The organism is Streptomyces sp. SN-593, from assembly GCF_016756395.1.
In the GTDB taxonomy this organism is placed as follows: Bacteria; Actinomycetota; Actinomycetes; order Streptomycetales; family Streptomycetaceae; genus Actinacidiphila; species Actinacidiphila reveromycinica.
Map to the genome: position 1 here is coordinate 5299691 of NZ_AP018365.1, position 17545 is coordinate 5317235.

13 protein-coding genes and 1 riboswitch are annotated in these 17545 nt (G+C 74.9%); of the genes, 4 read left to right on the plus strand and 9 right to left on the minus strand.

The genetic code is table 11. The features are described 5' to 3' along the window. Window positions 1–48: 48 nt before the first annotated feature. Together RVR_RS22555 and RVR_RS22560 are read right to left on the minus strand one after the other, a co-directional pair. Window positions 49–1248: a MerR family transcriptional regulator gene (locus RVR_RS22555; protein ID WP_202235597.1), complete on the minus strand. Its 1200-nt coding sequence runs from the start codon at window positions 1246–1248 to the stop codon at window positions 49–51. 7 nt (window positions 1249–1255) lie between these two features. Continuing rightward, on the minus strand, window positions 1256–1888 hold the full coding sequence (locus tag RVR_RS22560) for an HAD family hydrolase (protein ID WP_202235598.1): 633 nt from the start codon (window positions 1886–1888) through the stop codon (window positions 1256–1258). A gap of 282 nt (window positions 1889–2170) precedes the next feature. Here RVR_RS22560 and RVR_RS22565 point away from each other — a divergent pair, with 282 nt between their 5' ends. Next, window positions 2171–3079, plus strand: a complete 909-nt coding sequence (locus RVR_RS22565; protein ID WP_202235599.1) for a transglutaminase-like domain-containing protein — start codon at window positions 2171–2173, stop codon at window positions 3077–3079. A gap of 125 nt (window positions 3080–3204) precedes the next feature. Here RVR_RS22565 and RVR_RS22570 read toward each other — a convergent pair whose 3' ends face one another. Further along, a complete protein-coding gene (locus tag RVR_RS22570; protein WP_202238927.1) occupies window positions 3205–4260 on the minus strand; it encodes a C40 family peptidase in 1056 nt (351 codons plus the stop codon). A 673-nt stretch (window positions 4261–4933) separates the two neighbouring features. Between RVR_RS22570 and RVR_RS22575 the strand changes: the two genes are divergently transcribed. Then, window positions 4934–5293 (plus strand): hypothetical protein, encoded by a 360-nt coding sequence (locus tag RVR_RS22575; RefSeq protein WP_202235600.1) that lies wholly within the window; start codon window positions 4934–4936, stop codon window positions 5291–5293. A 91-nt stretch (window positions 5294–5384) separates the two neighbouring features. Here RVR_RS22575 and RVR_RS22580 read toward each other — a convergent pair whose 3' ends face one another. Both RVR_RS22580 and RVR_RS22585 read right to left on the minus strand, forming a co-directional pair. Beyond that, window positions 5385–6458, minus strand: coding sequence for a C40 family peptidase (locus RVR_RS22580; RefSeq protein ID WP_202235601.1), 1074 nt, complete (start codon window positions 6456–6458; stop codon window positions 5385–5387). 7 nt (window positions 6459–6465) lie between these two features. Beyond that, window positions 6466–6620, minus strand: a riboswitch (cyclic di-AMP (ydaO/yuaA leader). A 178-nt stretch (window positions 6621–6798) separates the two neighbouring features. Then, on the minus strand, window positions 6799–7932 hold the full coding sequence (locus RVR_RS22585) for a C40 family peptidase (RefSeq protein WP_202235602.1): 1134 nt from the start codon (window positions 7930–7932) through the stop codon (window positions 6799–6801). A 289-nt stretch (window positions 7933–8221) separates the two neighbouring features. Between RVR_RS22585 and pcrA the strand changes: the two genes are divergently transcribed. Further along, window positions 8222–10726, plus strand: coding sequence for a DNA helicase PcrA (gene pcrA, locus RVR_RS22590; protein WP_202235604.1), 2505 nt, complete (start codon window positions 8222–8224; stop codon window positions 10724–10726). Between the two features lie 30 nt (window positions 10727–10756). On the opposite strand, the gene RVR_RS22595 is transcribed toward pcrA, so the two are convergent. Together RVR_RS22595 and RVR_RS22600 are read right to left on the minus strand one after the other, a co-directional pair. Continuing rightward, window positions 10757–12241 (minus strand): M23 family metallopeptidase, encoded by a 1485-nt coding sequence (locus tag RVR_RS22595; RefSeq protein ID WP_202235607.1) that lies wholly within the window; start codon window positions 12239–12241, stop codon window positions 10757–10759. A 139-nt stretch (window positions 12242–12380) separates the two neighbouring features. Beyond that, window positions 12381–13295, minus strand: a complete 915-nt coding sequence (locus RVR_RS22600) for an esterase/lipase family protein (RefSeq protein WP_202235609.1) — start codon at window positions 13293–13295, stop codon at window positions 12381–12383. Window positions 13296–13655: 360 nt separating this feature from the next. Between RVR_RS22600 and icmB the strand changes: the two genes are divergently transcribed. Continuing rightward, window positions 13656–14063, plus strand: coding sequence for a coenzyme B12-dependent isobutyryl CoA mutase small subunit (gene icmB, locus RVR_RS22605; RefSeq protein WP_202235610.1), 408 nt, complete (start codon window positions 13656–13658; stop codon window positions 14061–14063). Window positions 14064–14254: 191 nt separating this feature from the next. Here icmB and RVR_RS22610 read toward each other — a convergent pair whose 3' ends face one another. Further along, the gene (locus tag RVR_RS22610; protein ID WP_202235611.1) at window positions 14255–15814 is read right to left on the minus strand and encodes a DUF5691 domain-containing protein; all 1560 of its coding nucleotides are present in this window, start codon (window positions 15812–15814) and stop codon (window positions 14255–14257) included. A 322-nt stretch (window positions 15815–16136) separates the two neighbouring features. Continuing rightward, the gene (locus tag RVR_RS22615) at window positions 16137–17483 is read right to left on the minus strand and encodes an SWIM zinc finger family protein (RefSeq protein WP_202235612.1); all 1347 of its coding nucleotides are present in this window, start codon (window positions 17481–17483) and stop codon (window positions 16137–16139) included. Window positions 17484–17545 lie beyond the last annotated feature (62 nt).

Genomic DNA, 17545 nt, shown 5'->3' on the forward strand with positions numbered 1-17545 from the left:
CGGTGCCGCGGTGGCCGGAATGCCCGAACCGTGACCTCCGGTCGGGGTTTAAGTGGTAGTTCGTACCCTTATGGCGGCCGCCGTCGCGGGGACGACGACGTCCGCCACCACGCAGCTCACGTTGTCGGGGCCGCCGGCGGCGTTCGCCAGCGCGACCAGCGCGGCCGCGGCGGCGTCGGGTTCGGCCTCGGCCGCCAGCACCCGGCGGATGTCCGCCGCCCCGGCCACCGCGGGGAGCCCGTCGGAACACAGCAGGTAGCGGTCGCCGGGCCGGGGCGCGTGCAGCTTCAGGTCGGCGGTCGGCGCCGGGCCGCCGGACAGCAGGGCGCGCAGCAGCAGGGACCGGTCCGGGTGGGAGGCGGCCTCGGCCTCGGTGAGGCGGCCGTCGTCGACCATGGACTGCACGAGCGTGTGGTCGTGGGTGATCAGGAACAGCTCGCCGCCACGCAGCAGGTACGCGCGGCTGTCCCCGATGTGCACCAGGGCGAGGTGGGTCCCGGTCCACAGCATGGCGGTGAGGGTGGTGCCGTCGGGGATCGCGTCCGGTGCGTCGGCGTCAGTGCACGGACCGGCCCCGCCCCCGGCTCCGGTGCTCGCGCCGACCGCGCGGGCCGCCGCCTCCACCGCGTCCTGGAGGACGTTGAGCAGGTGGCCCGGCGGCAGCGGCCCCGCGGTGTCGAGGCCGGCGAGCGCCCCGATCGCGGCCGCACTGGCCGGGGCGCCGGCCGGGCCGAAGCCGTCGGCGACCGCGAGCAGGCGCCGCCCGGCGTAGACCGCGTCCTGGTTGCCCGGCCGGACCAGGCCCGCGTCCGAGCGGGCGGCGTAGCGCAGGGCGAGCGCGCCGCGCGGCCCGGCGGGCTCCCCTTCCGCAGCGGCCGCGGCCGGGGACCCGGGCGGAGCGTCCGCGGGTTCCGGCGCCCGGTCGAGGTGCGCGAGCAGGAACCCGGCGAGGTCGCGCCGCGCGGCGGTCTCCGCCTCCACCCGCGCCCAGTACCCGCGCACCTCCTGGGCGGCCTCCGCGTCGGTGGCGCACGCGCACACCCGCCGGATACCGGCCAGCGGCATGCCCAGCCGGCGCAGCCACGCCACCAGCCGGGCCCGGTCGAGCTGCTCGGGCGCGTAGAAGCGGTAACCGGTCCCCGGGTCCACCCGGACCGGCACCAGCAGGCCGAGTTCGTCGTACAGCCGCAGCGCCTTCGGTGACAGGCGGGCCGCCCGGGCGAAGGCGCCGATGGTCAGCAGGTCCACGGCCGGCTCAGGCCGCGGCCGCGAGATGGGCCGCGATCCGCTTCAGCGTCGTGGCGTTGTCCGTGTGGAGCACCGCGGACATCCCGACCGCCTCGGCCGCCTCGACGTTCGCCGGCAGGTCGTCCACGAACAGGCAGTCGGCCGGACGGGCGCCCAGCCGCTCGCAGGTCAGCGTGAACGCCCGCGGATCGGGCTTGGACAGGCCGATCTCGTGGGAGTAGACGACCGCGTCCGGTCCGCCGACCAGGGACGCGAAGCCGTACCGCTCCTCCTCGCGCTCCCGGGCGCCGACGAAGCTGTTGCTGAGGATGCCCAGCGTGCAGCGCCCCCGTATCTCCTCCAGGTACGCGATCAGTTCGGTGTTCGGCACGCCCAGGTACTCCGTCCACAGGTCGGCGAGGAACGCCTCGGTCCGGTCCGCGTCGAGGCCGAGCGCGGTGCCGACCGCGGTCCGCACCTCCGGCTCGGTCACGGCGCCGACCTCGCCCGCCCGCCACACCGGTGCCAGCCGCTGGTCCACGGTGCCGGCCGGCAGGCCCAGCCGCCGGTCCCAGGCCAGGTCCCAGCCGGTGCGCGGGGTCAGTTCCAGCACCCCGCCGATGTCGAGAACGAGGCACGCGGTCGCCGTCGCAGAGGTCATACGGTCGTCCTTCCGAGGCGTGGCCGGTCCGGCCCGGGGGTCCGGCCGGGGCGTCCGGCCCGGGCGGCGGCCGGTGCGACCACGATGGGGCCTGTCCCAGGGGGAAGGTCAAGCCGGGGCCGTCCGGCCGTACCGGTGGCGTACCGCCGCGGTACCGGTGGCGGTACGGACCCTGGACACGGCGGGGCGGATTTTGGCACGGTGGGGTGCGCCGGAGCGCTCGTCGGGATCGTGGCCGAGGTCCGGTGCCGAGAACGGGTACCGCAGGCAGGGGGCTCCGCCATGACCGCACACCGCCTCGCCCCGGAGGAAGCCGCCTTCTACGCCTCGCAGAGCGCCTTCTCCGACCCCGGCGAGTTCGTCGGCTGGTACACCGACCTGCCCAGGGACGCCGGCGCGCTCGCGCGGGTGGTCCGGGAGGTGATGGTCCACCGGGTCGAGGGCGGGCAGTTCGGGGTGCCGATCGCCGCGGACCGGATGCGCGACGACGCGGAGAGCCGCTACGTGGACGACATCCTGCGGCTGGTGGTGGACCGGGACGGCGCCCCGCTGGCGGAACGGCGGGAGCTCGCCGACCGGTTCGTCGGGATCTGCCGGGACTTCACCCTCCTGCACGTCTCCCTGCTGCGCCACGTCGGCGTCCCCGCGCGCCTGCGCTCCGGCTTCGCCGACTACTTCGGGACCGACGGGTTCCACTCCGACCACGTCGTCACCGAGTACTGGGACGAGGAGCGGGGCTGGCTGCTGGCCGACGCGCAGATCGCCGACAGCGGCTGGTACCCGATGCCCTTCGACCCGACCGACGTGCCGCGGGACCGCTTCCTCACCGCAGGCGAGGCGTGGCGGCTGGTCCGCTCCGGGGCGGCGGACCCGAAGTCCTTCGGTCTGCGACTGCCCGACGGGCCGATGGTGGGGGAGTGGTTCGTGGCCGGCAACGTGCGGCTCGACCTCGCCGCCCTGAACAAGGTCGAGACCCTGCTGTGGGACGTCTGGGGCACCGGCGCCGAAAGCGACGACGGGATGACCGGCGAGATCCGCGCGCTGTACGACACCGCCGCCCGCGTCACCGGCGGCGAGGTGCCCTTCGCGGCGGCCCGCGCGCTGTTCGCCGGCCACGACGGGCTGCGCACCCCCGCGACCGTCCTGTCCCTGGCCCCCTTCAACGGCCCCGCCCAGGTCACCCTGCGCTGAGGCCCGGGGTTCGTCCCCCGGGGAGCCGGGCCGTTCCGCCGGGCGTGAGGGCGTCGTCGGGCCGGGCGGATGGGCAGCGTCGGGCCGGGCGTGAGGGCGTCGTCGGGCCGGGCGGGTGGGCAGCGTCAGGCCGGGCGGGTGGCGCCGGCGAAGGGCATCTCGGAGATCGGGGCGATCCGGACCGCGGCGCCCGGGTGCGGGGCGTGGATCATCTCGCCGTGTCCGATGTAGATCCCCACGTGGGAGACGCCGGAGTAGAAGAACACCAGGTCGCCCGGGCGCAGCGCGGACCGCGGCACGCGGGTCCCGGCGTTGATCTGGGTGTAGGTGGTGCGCGGCAGGGAAACGCCGGCGGCCTTCCACGCGGCCTGGGTGAGCCCCGAGCAGTCGTACGCGCCGGGGCCGGTGGCGCCCCACACGTAGGGCCGTCCGATGGCCCGGTAGGCGAAGGCGACGGCCCGCGCGGCGCGCGCGGAGGGCGCCGGGTCGGCGTCGAGCCGTGCGCGGGAGGTGCCGCGGGTGGCGGCACCTCCCGAGTGCCGGGCGGTGCCGCCCGAGCCGTCGGAGGCGTCGACGGCCGCGCGCTGGGCCGGGGTGAGCGACGCGAGCAGGGCCTGCGCCGCGTGCAGCGCGCTCTGCACGGTCCGCTTGCGGTCGGCGAGTCGCCCCTGCGCGGCCTTGAGGGCGGCGAGCCGGCCGTTCGCCTCGGTACGGGTCTGCTCGATGTCGCGCCGCTCACCGGCGAGCCGGGACAGCGCCGCGGCCTGCCGGTCGCCGATCCGGTCCAGCGCGCCGGCCTGGGCGAGGTACGTCTCCGGCGAGGAGCTGAGCGCGAGTTGGAGCGTGGGGTCGAGCGTGCCCGAGCGGTACTGCGCGGCCGCGACCGCGCCCAGCGTGTCGCGGGTGGTGTCGAGCCGCGCGGTCTTGCGGGCCAGTTCGTCCTGGAGGCCGTCCACCGCCGCGCGGGCGGCGCCGACCTGCTGCCGCGCGCCGTCGTACTGCTGCGTGGCCGTCTCCGCGCGCCGGTACAGGGCGTCGACCCGGGCGCGGATTGCCGCGGGGGTCGCGGGTGTCGCGGCGGCGCCGTCCGGGCCGGCGGTCACCGGGCCGCCGCCCGGGCCCGGTGCGGCCTGCGCGTTCCCGCCGAGCGCGCCGACGGACGCGGCCGAGACCAGCACCAGCGAGAGGGCGGCGCGGGCGGCCGGAAGCCCGCCGAGCGGAGCCCGGGCCGGGGCCGGGCCGGCGGAGGCGCGGTGCGCCGTCGGGCGGTCGGCGGAGGAACGGCCGGGGGTCGGGCGGCCGGGGGTCGGGCGGCTGCCGGGGGCACGGTCGGTGGGTGCGTGGCGGCTCGCCGGGTGGTCGGCGGGAGTACGGTCGACGGCCGCGGGGCCGGATGCCCGGCCGTTCGCCGGGCGGTCGGCGTGGGCGCCGTCGGTGGGCCGGCCGGCGGAGGCCGCGCGGCCCGCCGGGCCGACCGGCGGGACCGGGGCGGGGGCCGGGCCGCGGCGGTGGCGACTGCGGCGACTGTGCGAGGCCATGCGGCCGTCACTCCTTCGTCGGGGAGGCCCGGCGGCACCGTGCACGGGGGAACGCGGCGCCGCCGGGCCCGGCGGAGGTGGCCGCGCCGGGGACGAGCCGTCGGCGATGGGTACCGGCCACCTGCCAGTGACGCTAAACCTGCCCCCGACCCCACCCGGGCCCACTGTCCGGGACTGCCCGCTTTCCGTCGCGGCCGACCGGATCCGACCGCCGTCCGACGGGTGACCCGCCCGCATCCGGGCGCCGGGCGACCGAAGCCCGCGATACGGCACCCCGCCCGCCGCCCGGTGCTATGCGCGCCGTAGGGTCCGGCGCATGGACACCCTCATCAATGTCTTCGTCGGGCTGCACATCATCGGCATCGCGGCGCTGCTGGGCGGCTTCCTCACCCAGCTCAAGGCGATGGGCCGGGTCGGTGCCGCGCCGCGCTTCGTGCCCGGCATGCTCTACGGGGCCTGCGCGATGCTGGTCACCGGTGTGGCACTCGTCGGTCTGGCGCACGCCGACGACCGGCACCTGAGCAGCGTCAAGATCGGCGTCAAGCTGGCCGTGCTGCTGGTGATCCTCGGGCTGGTCTACGTCAGGCGCGACGAGGAGGAGGTCGACGCGGTCTCCTTCGGCGCGGTCGGCGGCCTGACCGTCGTCAACATCTTCATCGCGGTGCTCTGGACCTGAGCGCGCCGACCGCCGACACCGCGCCGGCGGACGGCAGCGCGCCGACCGCCGGCACCGCGCCCTCCGCCGAATCCGGCGCGGGCGCGGGCGGTCAGACGATGCGGCGCGCCGTGGCGAACGGCATCCAGCTCAGCGGGGCGACCTCGACCGACGCGCCCGTGTGCGGGGCGTGCACGATGTTGCCGTTGCCGATGTAGATCCCGACGTGGCTGAGGCCGGAGTAGAAGAACACCAGGTCGCCCGGGCGCAGGTCGGCCTCCGAGACCGCGGTGCCGTCCTTGGCCTGGTCCCAGGTGGTGCGCCCGATGCTGACCCCCGCGGCCTTGTAGGCGGCCTGGGTCAGGCCCGAGCAGTCGTACGAACTGGGGCCGGTGGCACCGAAGACGTACGGCTTGCCCTGCTGCGCCAGCGCGAACTGGATCGCGGCGGCCGCGCGGCCGGTGGCGCTGCCGGTGTAGGTCGGGGTGGTGCCGGACGACGACGAGGAGGAGGACGACGAGGACGACGACGTGGTCGTCTTCGGCCGCTGCAACGCGGCGAGCTTGGCCTTCTGCGCGGCGGTGAGGGTGTTGAGCAGCTTCTGCGCGGCGGCGAGCTTCGTCTGGACGTTCTTCTTCTGCGTGGCGAGCGTGCTCTGCGAGCTGGTCAGCTGCTTCAGGCTCGCGGTGGCCTGGGCGCGCTGGACGGACGCCTGCTCCTGCTGGATCTTGAACGTCTTGAGCGCCTGCTCCTGCGTGGCGGTCAGCCGGTCCAGCAGGTGGTTCTGCGACAGGAAGCTCTGCGGGTCGTCCGAGAAGAGCAGTTGCGTGGTGGAGCCGAGACCGCCGGTGCGGTACTGCTCGGCCGCGAACTGCCCCAGCACGCGCCGGGACTCGTTCATCTGCTCGGTCTTGTCGGCGACCTGGGCGAGCAGCTGGTTGGTCTTGGTGCGCTGCGCCGCCGTCTTCTCCTTGGCCTGGTCGTACTGCTGGGTGGCGACCTCGGCCTGCTGGTTGAGCGTGTCGACCTGCTTCTTGACCTCGCTGATGGAGGGCTTCGCGGGGGCCGCGTTCGCCGTCTCGCTCAAGAGGGTGACCGATGCCAGGGCCGCGGTGGTGATCCCGACGGCGGCCCGCGCGCCCGTCGACGCGAGTATCGGGGTGCGCGGCTTGCGGTGCGACGCCAAGGAGGCGACTCCTTCCGTGGACCGCCGACCGGGTTAGCTGACGGGTTCGGGCGGGGAAGGTCGCCCTACGGGGCCGGCGCTCGTCGCGTCTGCCCCGATTCACCCCGAAGTGCTCCTGGGTCCCCGGCTCCGGCCGGTGGCCGGATTAGGCGGAGGCGGTGCGCTGCCGGACCGTTGCCGGCGGGAGGCGGACCACCTAGCGGGCTACCGTAGTCAACTTCGCGGCATCTTGGGAAGTTTGGATTGCAATGTGACCGAAATCGCTTTGTGACCTTGGGTTTTACCGGAGGGCTCGACGGACATCCGGGTCATGCGGTGGCGACACGGACGACAGCTGCCATTACGGGCGGACGGCCGCGTAGAAGGGCATCTCGGTGATGGGGGCGATCTTCACCACGGTGCCGGTGTGCGGGGCGTGGATCATCTCGCCGTCGCCGATGTAGAGCCCGACGTGGCTCACGTCGCTGTAGAAGAAGATCAGGTCGCCCGGCTGGAGGTCGGACTCCGCCACCCTGGTGCCCACGTTCACCTGGTCGTAGGTGGTGCGCGGCAGGTCGATCCCGGCGGCCTTGTAGGCGGCCTGGGTCAGCCCCGAGCAGTCGTAGGAGTCCGGGCCGGTGGCGCCCCACACGTACGGCTTGCCGAGCTGCTTGCGGGCGAAGGCGATGGCCTGTTCGGCGGCGGTGGATCCGGCCGTCGAGGTGGTCGTGGTGGTGGTCGCGCTCGCCGCGGCCGCCGCCTTGGCCGCCGCCGCCTGCTTCGCCTTCTCCTGGGCCGCGAGCTTCTCGGCCTTCGCCTTGGCGGCCGCCTCCTGCTGCGCCTGCAACTGCGCCAGCCGCTTCTTCTCCTGGGCGTTGAGGCTGTTGAGGAGTTTCTGCGCGGCGCCGAGCTTCGTCTGCACGTCCTGCTTGGCGGACTTCAGCACGCCCTGCTGGGCGGTCAGCGTGGCCAGGCTCTTGGCCGCCTCGACCCGCTGCTGGGTCACCGCGACCTGCTGGGTCTGGTACGCCTCGACCGCGGCGTGCTCGCGCTTGCCCATCACGTCCGTCAGGTGCACCTCGTCGGCAAGGTCCTGCGGGTCGCCCGACAGCAGGTAGCGGCTGGTGGTCAGGTCGCCGCCGCTGCGGTACTGCGCCGCCGCGAACTCGCCCAGCACGCGCCGGGAGTCGTTGAGCTGCTGCGTCTTCCGGGCGACCTGCGCGAGCAGCTTGTTGACCTTGGTGTTCTGCCGGTCGGTCTGCTCCTGCGCCTGGTCGTACTTCTGGGTGGCCGCCTCGGCCTGCTGGTCGAGCGTGTCGACCTGCTTCTTGACCTCGCTGATCGACGGCTGCGCGGGCTTCGCCGGAGCGGGCGTGGCGCTCGCGCTCTCGCTGAGCAGCGTGACGGTGGCCAGCGCGGCCGTGGTGATCCCCACGGCCGCGCGCGGCCCGGGGGTGCTCAGGAGCGCGGTACGAGCCTTACGGTGCGTCGCCATGGCGGGCGGACTCCTCTCGGACGCTGCCGGTGCCGGCTGGTGCGGCACGCTAGCCAAAGCCCGGCACGGCTGGGAAGGGCGATGTCCGACAAGGCCCGATACCTTTTCGTCATCTTCCGCCGGCGCCGCCGCGCGGTCACGCAGCGTCGCCCCCGGGCTACCCGGGCCCGGCCCTTCCGGTGCGTACGGCCCGCCGTTCCCGTCGTGCGCCCGGCCCGGCCGCGAGGCGCCGTCGCCGTCGTCGTACACCCGTCGGGGATCACGGAACAGCCCTTAGACTCGGGAGGCGATGAGCAGCCTCTTTGACGACAACTTCCTGGACGGTCTGGACGCGGCCCACGGGCCCTCCGACGGCGGGCAGCCTCCGCCGCCCGAGGACGGCCCCGGTGGCGAGGAGGTCCCGCACGACCTGTTCCAGGGGCGGTACGACGACCCGCCCGCCCACGACGCGCACTACCGCAACGGCGCGGCGCGCCCCGTGCTCGACCCCGCGCAGCTCGTCGCGGGGCTCAACGAGCAGCAGCGCGCCGCCGTGGAGCACCACGGCGGGCCGCTGCTCATCGTCGCCGGCGCAGGCTCCGGCAAGACCCGCGTGCTCACCCACCGCATCGCCCACCTGCTCGCCGCGCGCGACGTGCACCCGGGCTCCATCCTCGCGATCACCTTCACCAACAAGGCCGCGGGCGAGATGAAGGAGCGCGTGGAGGAGCTCGTCGGCCCGCGCGCCAACGCGATGTGGGTCTCGACCTTCCACAGCGCCTGCGTGCGCATCCTGCGCCGCGAGTCCAAGACGCTCGGCTTCACCTCGTCGTTCTCGATCTACGACGCCACCGACGCGCGCCGCCTGATGGCCCTGGTCTGCCGCGACCTGGACCTCGACCCCAAGCAGTTCCCGCCGAAGTCGTTCAGCGCGCAGGTCTCCAACCTGAAGAACGAACTGGTCGACCACGAGACGTTCGCCGCCCGGGCGGGCGCGTCCGGAGGCTCCGGGGGGCTCTTCGAGCGGAAGCTCGCCGAGGCGTACGCGATGTACCAGGCCCGGCTGCGCGACGCGAACGCGCTGGACTTCGACGACATCATCATGACCACCGTCAACCTGCTCCAGGCGTTCCCCGACGTCGCCGACCACTACCGGCGGCGGTTCCGGCACGTCATGGTCGACGAGTACCAGGACACCAACCACGCGCAGTACACGCTGGTCCGCGAACTCGTCGGCACCGGCGAGGGCACGGCGGACGGTGCCCCGGGCATCCCGATGGCCGAGCTGTGCGTGGTCGGCGACGCCGACCAGTCGATCTACGCCTTCCGCGGCGCCACGATCCGCAACATCCTCCAGTTCGAGGAGGACTACCCGCAGGCCCGCACCATCCTGCTGGAGCAGAACTACCGCTCCACACAGAACATCCTCGGCGCCGCCAACGCCGTCATCGAGCGCAACGCCGGGCGGCGCGCGAAGAACCTGTGGACCGAGTCCGGCGAGGGCCCCGTCATCACCGGCTACGTCGCCGACCAGGAGCACGACGAGGCGCAGTACGTCGCCGAGGAGATCGACCGGCTCACCGACGCCGGCGACGCCCGCCCCGGCGACGTCGCGGTGTTCTACCGCACCAACGCCCAGTCCCGTGTCTTCGAGGAGATCTTCATCCGGGTCGGCCTGCCCTACAAGGTCGTCGGCGGCGTCCGCTTCTACGAGCGCCGCGAGGTCCGCGACGTGCTCGCCTACCTGCGCGTCCTCGCCAACCCCGAGGACGCGGTGCCGCTGCGCCGCATCCTGAACGTGCCCAAGCGCGGCATCGGCGAGCGCGCCGAGGCGATGATCGACGCACTCGGCCGACGCGAGCGGATCTCCTTCCCGCAGGCGCTGCGGCGCGTCGACGAGGCGTACGGCATGGCCGCGCGCTCGGCCAACGCGGTCAAGCGGTTCAACACCCTCATGGACGAGCTGCGCACCGTCGTGGAGTCCGGCGCGGGCCCCGCCGTCGTGCTGGAGGCGGTGCTGGAACGCACCGGCTACCTGGCCGAGTTGCAGGCGTCCACCGACCCGCAGGACGAGACCCGCGTCGAGAACCTCCAGGAACTCGCCGCCGTCGCCCTGGAGTTCGAGCAGGAGCGGGAGGGCGAGGAGACCGGGTCGCTCGCCGAGTTCCTGGAGCGCGTCGCGCTGGTCGCCGACTCCGACCAGATCCCCGACGCCCCCGACGGCGAGGAGGACACCGGCGGCGTGATCACCCTGATGACGCTGCACACCGCCAAGGGCCTGGAGTTCCCGGTGGTGTTCCTCACCGGCATGGAGGACGGCGTCTTCCCGCACATGCGCGCCCTCGGGCAGGTCAAGGAGCTGGAGGAGGAGCGGCGGCTGGCCTACGTCGGCATCACCCGCGCCCGCCGGCGGCTCTACGTGACCCGCTCGATGATGCGCAGTGCCTGGGGGCAGCCGTCCTACAACCCGCCCTCCCGCTTCCTGGAGGAGATCCCCGAGGCGCTCATCGAGTGGAAGCGGACCGGGCAGCCGGCCTCCGGCGGCGGGAGCGGGTCCAAGGCGGCCGCGTCCGTCGCGTCCTCCGTCGGCGCGCGCGGGCGCTCCGGCACCGGCGGCTTCGCCACGCGCCGCTCCGCCGGCGACCGCCCGGTGATCTCGCTGTCGGTCGGGGACCGCGTCACCCACGACCAGTTCGGGCTCGGCACCGTGATCGCGGTCACCGGCCGACCGGGCGACGAGAAGGCCACGATCGACTTCGGCGACGAGCGCCCCAAGCAACTGCTGCTGCGCTACGCCCCGGTCGAGAAGCTCTGAACGGCGCCGGCCCGGCACGGGCCGGCGCGGCTACCTCGGGTCCAGCCCGTGGGACAGCAGCCAGGGCAGCGGGTCGATGGGCGTGCCGCCGTTCGGCCGGACCTCCAGGTGCAGGTGCGGCCCGGTGGTGTTGCCGGTGTTGCCGGAGTAGGCGATGACGGTTCCCGCCTTCACCTTGCCGGACCGGATCTTGGTGCTGCTCAGGTGGCAGTACCAGGTCTCGGTGCCGTCGGGCGCGGTGACGATCGCCATGTTGCCGTAGGAGCTGTTCCACTGGGTGCGCACGGTGCCGTCGGTCACGGCCATCACCGGCGTGCCGACCTGCACGGGGAAGTCGATGCCGGTGTGCAGGGCCATCCAGTGCTCGCCGGACTGCCCGAAGTAGGCGCTCAGCCCCTTCTGCTTCACCGGCAGCACGAACTTCGGCCGCAGCGCCTCCTTGCGGGCGGCCGCGGCGGCCGCGGCCTTCTTCGCCGCCGCCTGCCGGTCCGCGAGGTCCACCCGCTCCTGGGAGCGGCTGGCACGCGTGGCGAAGTCGTCGGCGTCCTGGCTCACCCCGCTCAACTGCCGGTCGAGTTGCGTGGTCGGCGCCTTGGTGTCGGCCGCGTCGGCCGTCGTGGCCGACGCGTCGTGGGCCGACCCGACCTCGCCGTACGCCGCGGCGCCGACCGCCGCGACGCCCATCACGGCCACCGACGGCACCCCGACGGTCATCAGCGCCGAGCGCCGGGCCGGCTTGCGCCGGCGGCTGCGGGCGGTGGGCACCTCGTCGTCGGTGAAGTCGTGGCGCACGGGCGTGTCGTCCGCGGGCGCGCCGAACGCGAACTGCGCGTCGAGCAGCGCGGTGTCGTCGGGCGCGGGCCCGGGGGCGACGGGCAGGACCGCCGCCATGGCGGCGGTCGACGTGGCCGCGGGGTCGGCGGCCGGCCCGTACACGGACGCGTACCCGGCGGCGGTGTCGCCGGCGGGCGCTTCGTACGTCCCGGGCGCGTCATAGCTCCCGGGGGCCCCGAACGGCGCGCTCACCTGCTCGTACACCCCGGTGTCGCCGCCGCTGTCGTACCCGTAGCCGTACCCGTCGTAGAGCGGGTAGGCGCCGGAGTCCCACTCCTGCTGCTGCGGGGGGACCTGCTGGGCGGCGGTCTGCCAGGCGGAGGTGTCGTACGTGCCGGTGTCGTCGTACGTGGTGCCGGTGCCGGCCGCCGCGGCGTACGGGTCGTAGACGGGCTGGGTGCCCGTGTCGTAGCCGTAGGCGGGGTAGGCGTACGTCCCGGTGTCGTACCCGCTGGGGTCGTAGCCGCCGGGCGGGGCCTGCCGGGGCGCGTTCGGGTCGTACCCGTAGGCGTACTGCTCGTCGTACGGCGCGGCCTGCTGCGGGACGGAGGCGTAGCTGTAGCTGCCGGTCGTGTCGTCCGCGTATGCGGTGCCCACGGCCGGGTAGGAACCCGGGGGGTAGGCGTCGTACGCGTGGGCGTCGTGGTCGGAGGCGTACTCCGACGGGTGACGTTGGTTCACCGCCAGCTTCTCTTTCGCCTAGGCAGCAGGAGAATCAGCGGCGACTGTAGCCCTCCGTACCGGGTGCGGACAATCTTCCGGCCGGACCTGACGCCCGCCTTGCCCGGTGTTCGGTTGGTATTCGACCGTTATGTGTCCGTTATGCGGCGTCGATGGCGTCGGGCAGCGGGCCCGCTCCGGACAGGGCTCGCCTGACCTCCGCGGCCACCGAGCCGTGCACGGGAAGGGCCAGGTGGCCGATTCCGCGCACCCTGATGTTGGCGACGGACAGGTCCGGGTGTTCGAGGCGCGCCGACCCGGTGGGGATCATGAACTCGTCCAGGTCGCTCCAGAAGGCCGCGAACCGGGTCCGGCAGCCGGGCGCGGGCGCCGCCAGCTCCTCCAGCACGGGCGAGCCCGGCCGCATCTGGCGGGCCAGCGGGTGGGGTGCGAGGGCGGGCACCGCGCGGGTGCCGGAGTGCGGGGTGCCCAGGGTGACCACGGTGCGCACCCGGGCGTCACCGCCCAGGCACTGGACGTGGTAGCGGGCGACCAGGCCGCCCAGACTGTGGCCCACGATGTCCACCCGCGCGTGCCCGGACTCCGCGCAGACCCGCTCGATGTGCGGGCCGAGCATCGCCGCGGCGGTGCGGATGTCGCCGGTCAGCGGGGAGTAGTTGAGGGCCTGGACCCGGGTCCAGCCGTGCCGCAGCAGCGACCGGCGCAGCAGGGTGAAGGCCGAGCGGTTGTCCACGAAGCCGTGCAGCAGCAGGACCGGGGGGTGCGCCCGCCCCTGGTCGGGCGGGTCCGTGGCGCGGCGCGTGCCGAGGGTGTCGTCGGCGGGCGCGCGCGGCGGGGTCGGCACGCGCTCGGGCAGGATGCCGGTGGGGTAGAGCAGCAGGTGGCCGGCGAACAGGGCGAGGTCGATCGCGGCGACCTTGGCCAGTTCCGCGCTGTGCCCGCTCCACAGCGCGCCGCTCCACAGGGCGTGGCCGGGGATGCGGCCGAGGTGGCCGGAGGGCTCCTGGGGTGTCGGTCCCGGGGCCGGCTCGCTGTCCGAGGACGGGGCTGCCATAGCCCACCTCCCGTCGCGGCGCCCGGGTCGTCGTCGACCCGCGGTGCCCTCAGCGGGAGCCGGAGCGGATGCCGCACCGCCCCGCCCTGCGGCTCGATACGCGGCGGTGCGGCGTCCTGGCTGCGGCTCTCGAAGGAACGAGCCGGGCGTCCCCGTGCCTCCCGGCGTGTCCCTCGCCGGTCACCACGGGCAGCCCCGGCCCTTTCGGTGAATGTGTCCCACTGTGTGATTTCCCCCTCGCCGCCCGGCGTAAAACTGTCGGGCGCGGCGCGCGGGCGCTAACGTTCGTTTACACCTGCGGCTCGCTCACACCGCGCCACCCCATCCGGTGTGCCGCACCCCATGATCATGGAGGCAGTTATGGGAGTGTCCGGACAGATCCGCGTGGTGGTCGCCAAGCCCGGGCTCGACGGCCACGACCGCGGCGCCAAGGTGATCGCGCGCGCCCTGCGCGACGCGGGCATGGAGGTCATCTACACCGGCCTGCACCAGACCCCGGAGCAGGTGGTGGACACCGCGATCCAGGAGGACGCCGACGCCATCGGCCTGTCCATCCTCTCCGGCGCCCACATGACGCTCTTCGCCAAGGTGGTCGAGCTGCTCCGCGAGCGCGACGCCGAGGACATCAAGGTCTTCGGGGGCGGCATCATCCCCGAGGCCGACATCCCGCCGCTCACCGAGCTGGGCGTCGCCGCGATCTTCACCCCCGGCACCTCCACGGGCGAGGTCGTCGACTGGGTCAGGGCCAACATCGGCCAGGCCGCCTAGGGGCCTGTCCGGCGGATCCTGCCGGGCTCGCGGTGCCCGGCACCGCACCTCCCCGCGCTGTCGAACCACCCACGGACGACCCGGTACGAGGATGTCTCTCCGCCGTGCGACGCACGGCACCGGACGCCGCGAGCCCGACCGGTACGATCCGCCGGGCAGGCCCTGACCCGTCCCGCCGGACGGGCCCCGGGTCAGGGCGCCTCCAGCTCCTCCGACATCAGGGCGCGCAGCCGGAGGGTGGCGGTCAGCCGCTGGAACGCCTCCGACCAGTAGGCGCTCGCGCCGGGCGAGCCGTTCGGCGGTTCCTCGGCGGCGGCGCTGAGCAGCGCGACCTGCTCGGCGGAGCCGGGGTCGAGGCAGCGCTCGGCCAGCCCCATCACGCCGCTGAAGCTCCACGGGTAGCTCCCGCCGTCGCGGGCGATGTCGAGCGCGTCGACCACCGCGCGGCCGAGCGGCGCGCTCCACGGGACCGCGCACACCCCGAGCATCTGGAACGCCTCGGGCAGGCCGTGTGCGGCGACGAACTCCGACACCCAGCACGCGCGTTCGTCCGCCGGGAGGATCGCCAGCAGCTTCGCGGGGTCACCGATCGCCGCTACCGGGCCACCCCGCGCGGACGGGGTGCCGAGCAGGGCGCGCGCCCAGGCGGCGTCCCGCTGGCGCACGGTCGCGCGGCACCACGCCGCGTGCAGGTCGGGCTGCCAGTCGTCGAGCACCGGGAGGGCGACGATCTGCTCGGGCGTCCGCCCGCCGAAGCGCTCCGGCCAGGTCGACAGCGGAGCGGCCTCCACCAACTGGCCCAGCCACCAGGAGCGTTCACCCCGTCCGCCGGGGGGCTTGGCCGCCACCCCGTCCCGCTCCATGGCCGCGTCGCACGCGTACGGCGCCTCGACGGTGATGCCGTCGGGCCCCAGCGACACGCAGCTACGGGCCCTGGCCGCCATCCGCCCGGCCAGCGCGGAGGACGGCAGCGCCGAGAGCAACTCGGCGGCCGTGGACCGCACGTTGCGGCTGCGGTCGGCGAGCGAGGACTCCAGGAAGGGCTCGTCCGCCGGGGACAGGCCGGTCCGCAGCGCGTCCATGAACATCAGTCGGTCCTCGGCGCGTTCGCTCCGCCAGGTGGAGGCCAGCAGTTCCCGCGCCCCGGACGGGTCCGTCTGGCGCAGCCGGGTGAGCAGCGCGACCCGCTCCGCGAACAGACCCTCCTCCCACAGCCGCCCGGCCGCCGCCGCGTCACCGGCCGCCGTGCGGGCGCCCACCGCGCCGCCCCCGGACCGCAGCGCGAACTTCCACTCCGGGTTCAGCTCCGCGAGCCACAGCGCGCGGGGGCCGGCGAAGGCGAGGGCGTCGGCCCGCAGGTCGGTGCGGGCTCGGGCGACGTCCAGCAGCGCGGGCAGCAGGGCGGGCGGCGCGGCGTACCCCCGGGCGCGGGCCGTCGCCAGCCACTGCGGCAACAGCTCCAGCAGGTTGGGCGCGGTGCCCTGCCGGTTCCGGCCACCGCCGGTCAGCATCATCTCCAGCCGGCGCCGGGCGCTGCCGGGCAGCGGCGGGCGCGGGTCGGGCGCCGCCGCCCTCGGCCGCGGCCCGGCGACACCCGGCCGCAGCCCGGCCCGGCGCCGCACCACGCCCACGGCGGCGGCATCCAGCAGCCCGACGGCCGCCTCCTGCGCGTCCCCCACGACGCCCGAGGGCCGCCGCCGCTCGGTGCCGAGCAGCGCGCTGCCCACCAGGTCCTCCCACGTCCCGTCCATCGGGTTCCCCTTCTCCCTCTGCTGCTTCCTCTTCTGCTTCCGCTTCCGTGCGTGGAACGCGACGGGCCGAGGGCGCGGGCCTCCTCGGGGCCGACCGCTCCGGCCGTTCCCTCGCTCCTGCTTCTCCGTCGGCTCGGTACCGCTCGACTCCACGGGTGTGCGGGCACGCGGTGTGCCGTGTGCCGGGTCTGGCCCGCGGGTGCGGGTACGGGTCCCGGTGGTGCCCCCCGGGTCGATGGGGCGGCGGGTCGGCGAGTCGGTGAGGCGGCGGGTCGGCGGCGGTCGGCTCCCGACGCGTGGACCGGTGCCCGCCGTCTGCGGGTCAGGGCAGGACGGGTGTGGGCGCGGGCGAGGTCGGGGACCACGCGGTGAGCGGCTTCGCCCCGGCCGGGGTGAGCTCGGCGAAGAGCGTGAGCGGGTGGCCGCCGGACAGCGCTGCCAGACGCCAGGGCGCGGGGCCGGCCAGCGGTACGGCGTCCGTGCCCGTCGCGTCGGCGAGCTGCCAGCGGTCGGGCCCGGGTATGGGGACCACGTCGTGGAGCAGGACCGGCCAGGCGTCCAGCCACGGGTCGTCGGCGAGCGCGGCTCCGTACCCGTCCAGGGCGGGGCCGACGGCGGTGCCCTGCGGGGCGGCGACCGGGGGAGCGGGGGAGGTGCGGTGCGGGCCGAGCGCGGCCCGCAGCGGCACCGCCGACGGGTGGTAGGCGAGGTCCGCCTCGATCACGACGCCCACCGGGAAGGCGAGTTGGGGTGCGCGGCCGGCGGCACCGAAGGACAGCACCAGCGCGAACCGGCCCGACGCCCCGTCCCGCAGCCAGATCCGGCGGGTGGTCAGGTCGTCGGCCGTGTCGTACTGCGCGAGGACCAGCCACCGGCCGGGCACGGTCGGCCCGGCGAGCAGTTCCGCGCTGTCCACGGTGAACCCGACCCGCGCCCGGACGGTGTCCACCAGCGGCCCCGGCAGCTCCTCCCGGCCGAGGAACCCGCGCGCGAGCAGGTGCAGCAGCGCGGTCTCCTCCAGCATCCGGGACGGCCAGTCGCCGCCCGAGGCCGGTATGGAGCCCAACTCCCGGACCCGGGAAGCGAGTCCGGGCGCCTGGGCGTCCACCATGCGGGCCGCCGTCTCGTCGAACGAGCGGTGGTCCGCGCGGTCCGCCCCGGCCAGCCCGCCGCGCAGCAGGTCGGCGAGCCGCTGCTCCAGCTCGGCGGCGCCGCCCTCCACCCGCACCGCCCGCCGGTCCGCGCGCCGCCTGGCCGCCTCCGGGTCCGCGGGTCCGGAGGCGCGGGCCGCGCCGGGCGCCCCCGCCTCCTCCTTCTTGCGCCGGGCGGACACCCACTGCTCCACCCACTCCGGCTCGGTGCCCGCCGCGCCGGTCACGGCGATCGGCCCCTCCGCCCCGCCGGCCCACAGCAGCAGCAGCGCCAGCGCGTGCTTGCACGGGAACTTCCGGCTCGGGCAGCTGCACCGGTACGCCGGACCGCGGGTGTCCACCACCGTCTGGTACGGCTTGCTGCCGCTGCCCCGGCACAGCCCCCACACCGCCGTGCCCGCCGCCCCCGTGCCGGACCACGGCGCGGGCGCCGCGAGTTTCGCGCCGGCCTTCCGTGATGCGGCGTCAGGCGCCAGCGCGAGCACCTGATCGACCGTCCACCGCGTTTCCGTCTCCATGTCCCAGACGGTAGATCCCGCCTCTGACAATCGCCATGACCTGCGCGGATAGCGGTGGGTGA

What these genes read in the sequence shown, in the direction of transcription:
- RVR_RS22560 (WP_202235598.1), bottom strand. Translation starts at nt 1,888, where the DNA reads ATGACCTCTGCGACGGCGACCGCGTGCCTCGTTCTCGACATCGGCGGG.
- RVR_RS22565 (WP_202235599.1), top strand. Translation starts at nt 2,171, where the DNA reads ATGACCGCACACCGCCTCGCCCCGGAGGAAGCCGCCTTCTACGCCTCG.
- RVR_RS22575 (WP_202235600.1), top strand. Translation starts at nt 4,934, where the DNA reads ATGGACACCCTCATCAATGTCTTCGTCGGGCTGCACATCATCGGCATC.
- RVR_RS22585 (WP_202235602.1), bottom strand. Translation starts at nt 7,932, where the DNA reads ATGGCGACGCACCGTAAGGCTCGTACCGCGCTCCTGAGCACCCCCGGG.
- pcrA (WP_202235604.1), top strand. Translation starts at nt 8,222, where the DNA reads ATGAGCAGCCTCTTTGACGACAACTTCCTGGACGGTCTGGACGCGGCC.
- RVR_RS22600 (WP_202235609.1), bottom strand. Translation starts at nt 13,295, where the DNA reads ATGGCAGCCCCGTCCTCGGACAGCGAGCCGGCCCCGGGACCGACACCC.
- icmB (WP_202235610.1), top strand. Translation starts at nt 13,656, where the DNA reads ATGGGAGTGTCCGGACAGATCCGCGTGGTGGTCGCCAAGCCCGGGCTC.
- RVR_RS22610 (WP_202235611.1), bottom strand. Translation starts at nt 15,814, where the DNA reads ATGGACGGGACGTGGGAGGACCTGGTGGGCAGCGCGCTGCTCGGCACC.
- RVR_RS22615 (WP_202235612.1), bottom strand. Translation starts at nt 17,483, where the DNA reads ATGGAGACGGAAACGCGGTGGACGGTCGATCAGGTGCTCGCGCTGGCG.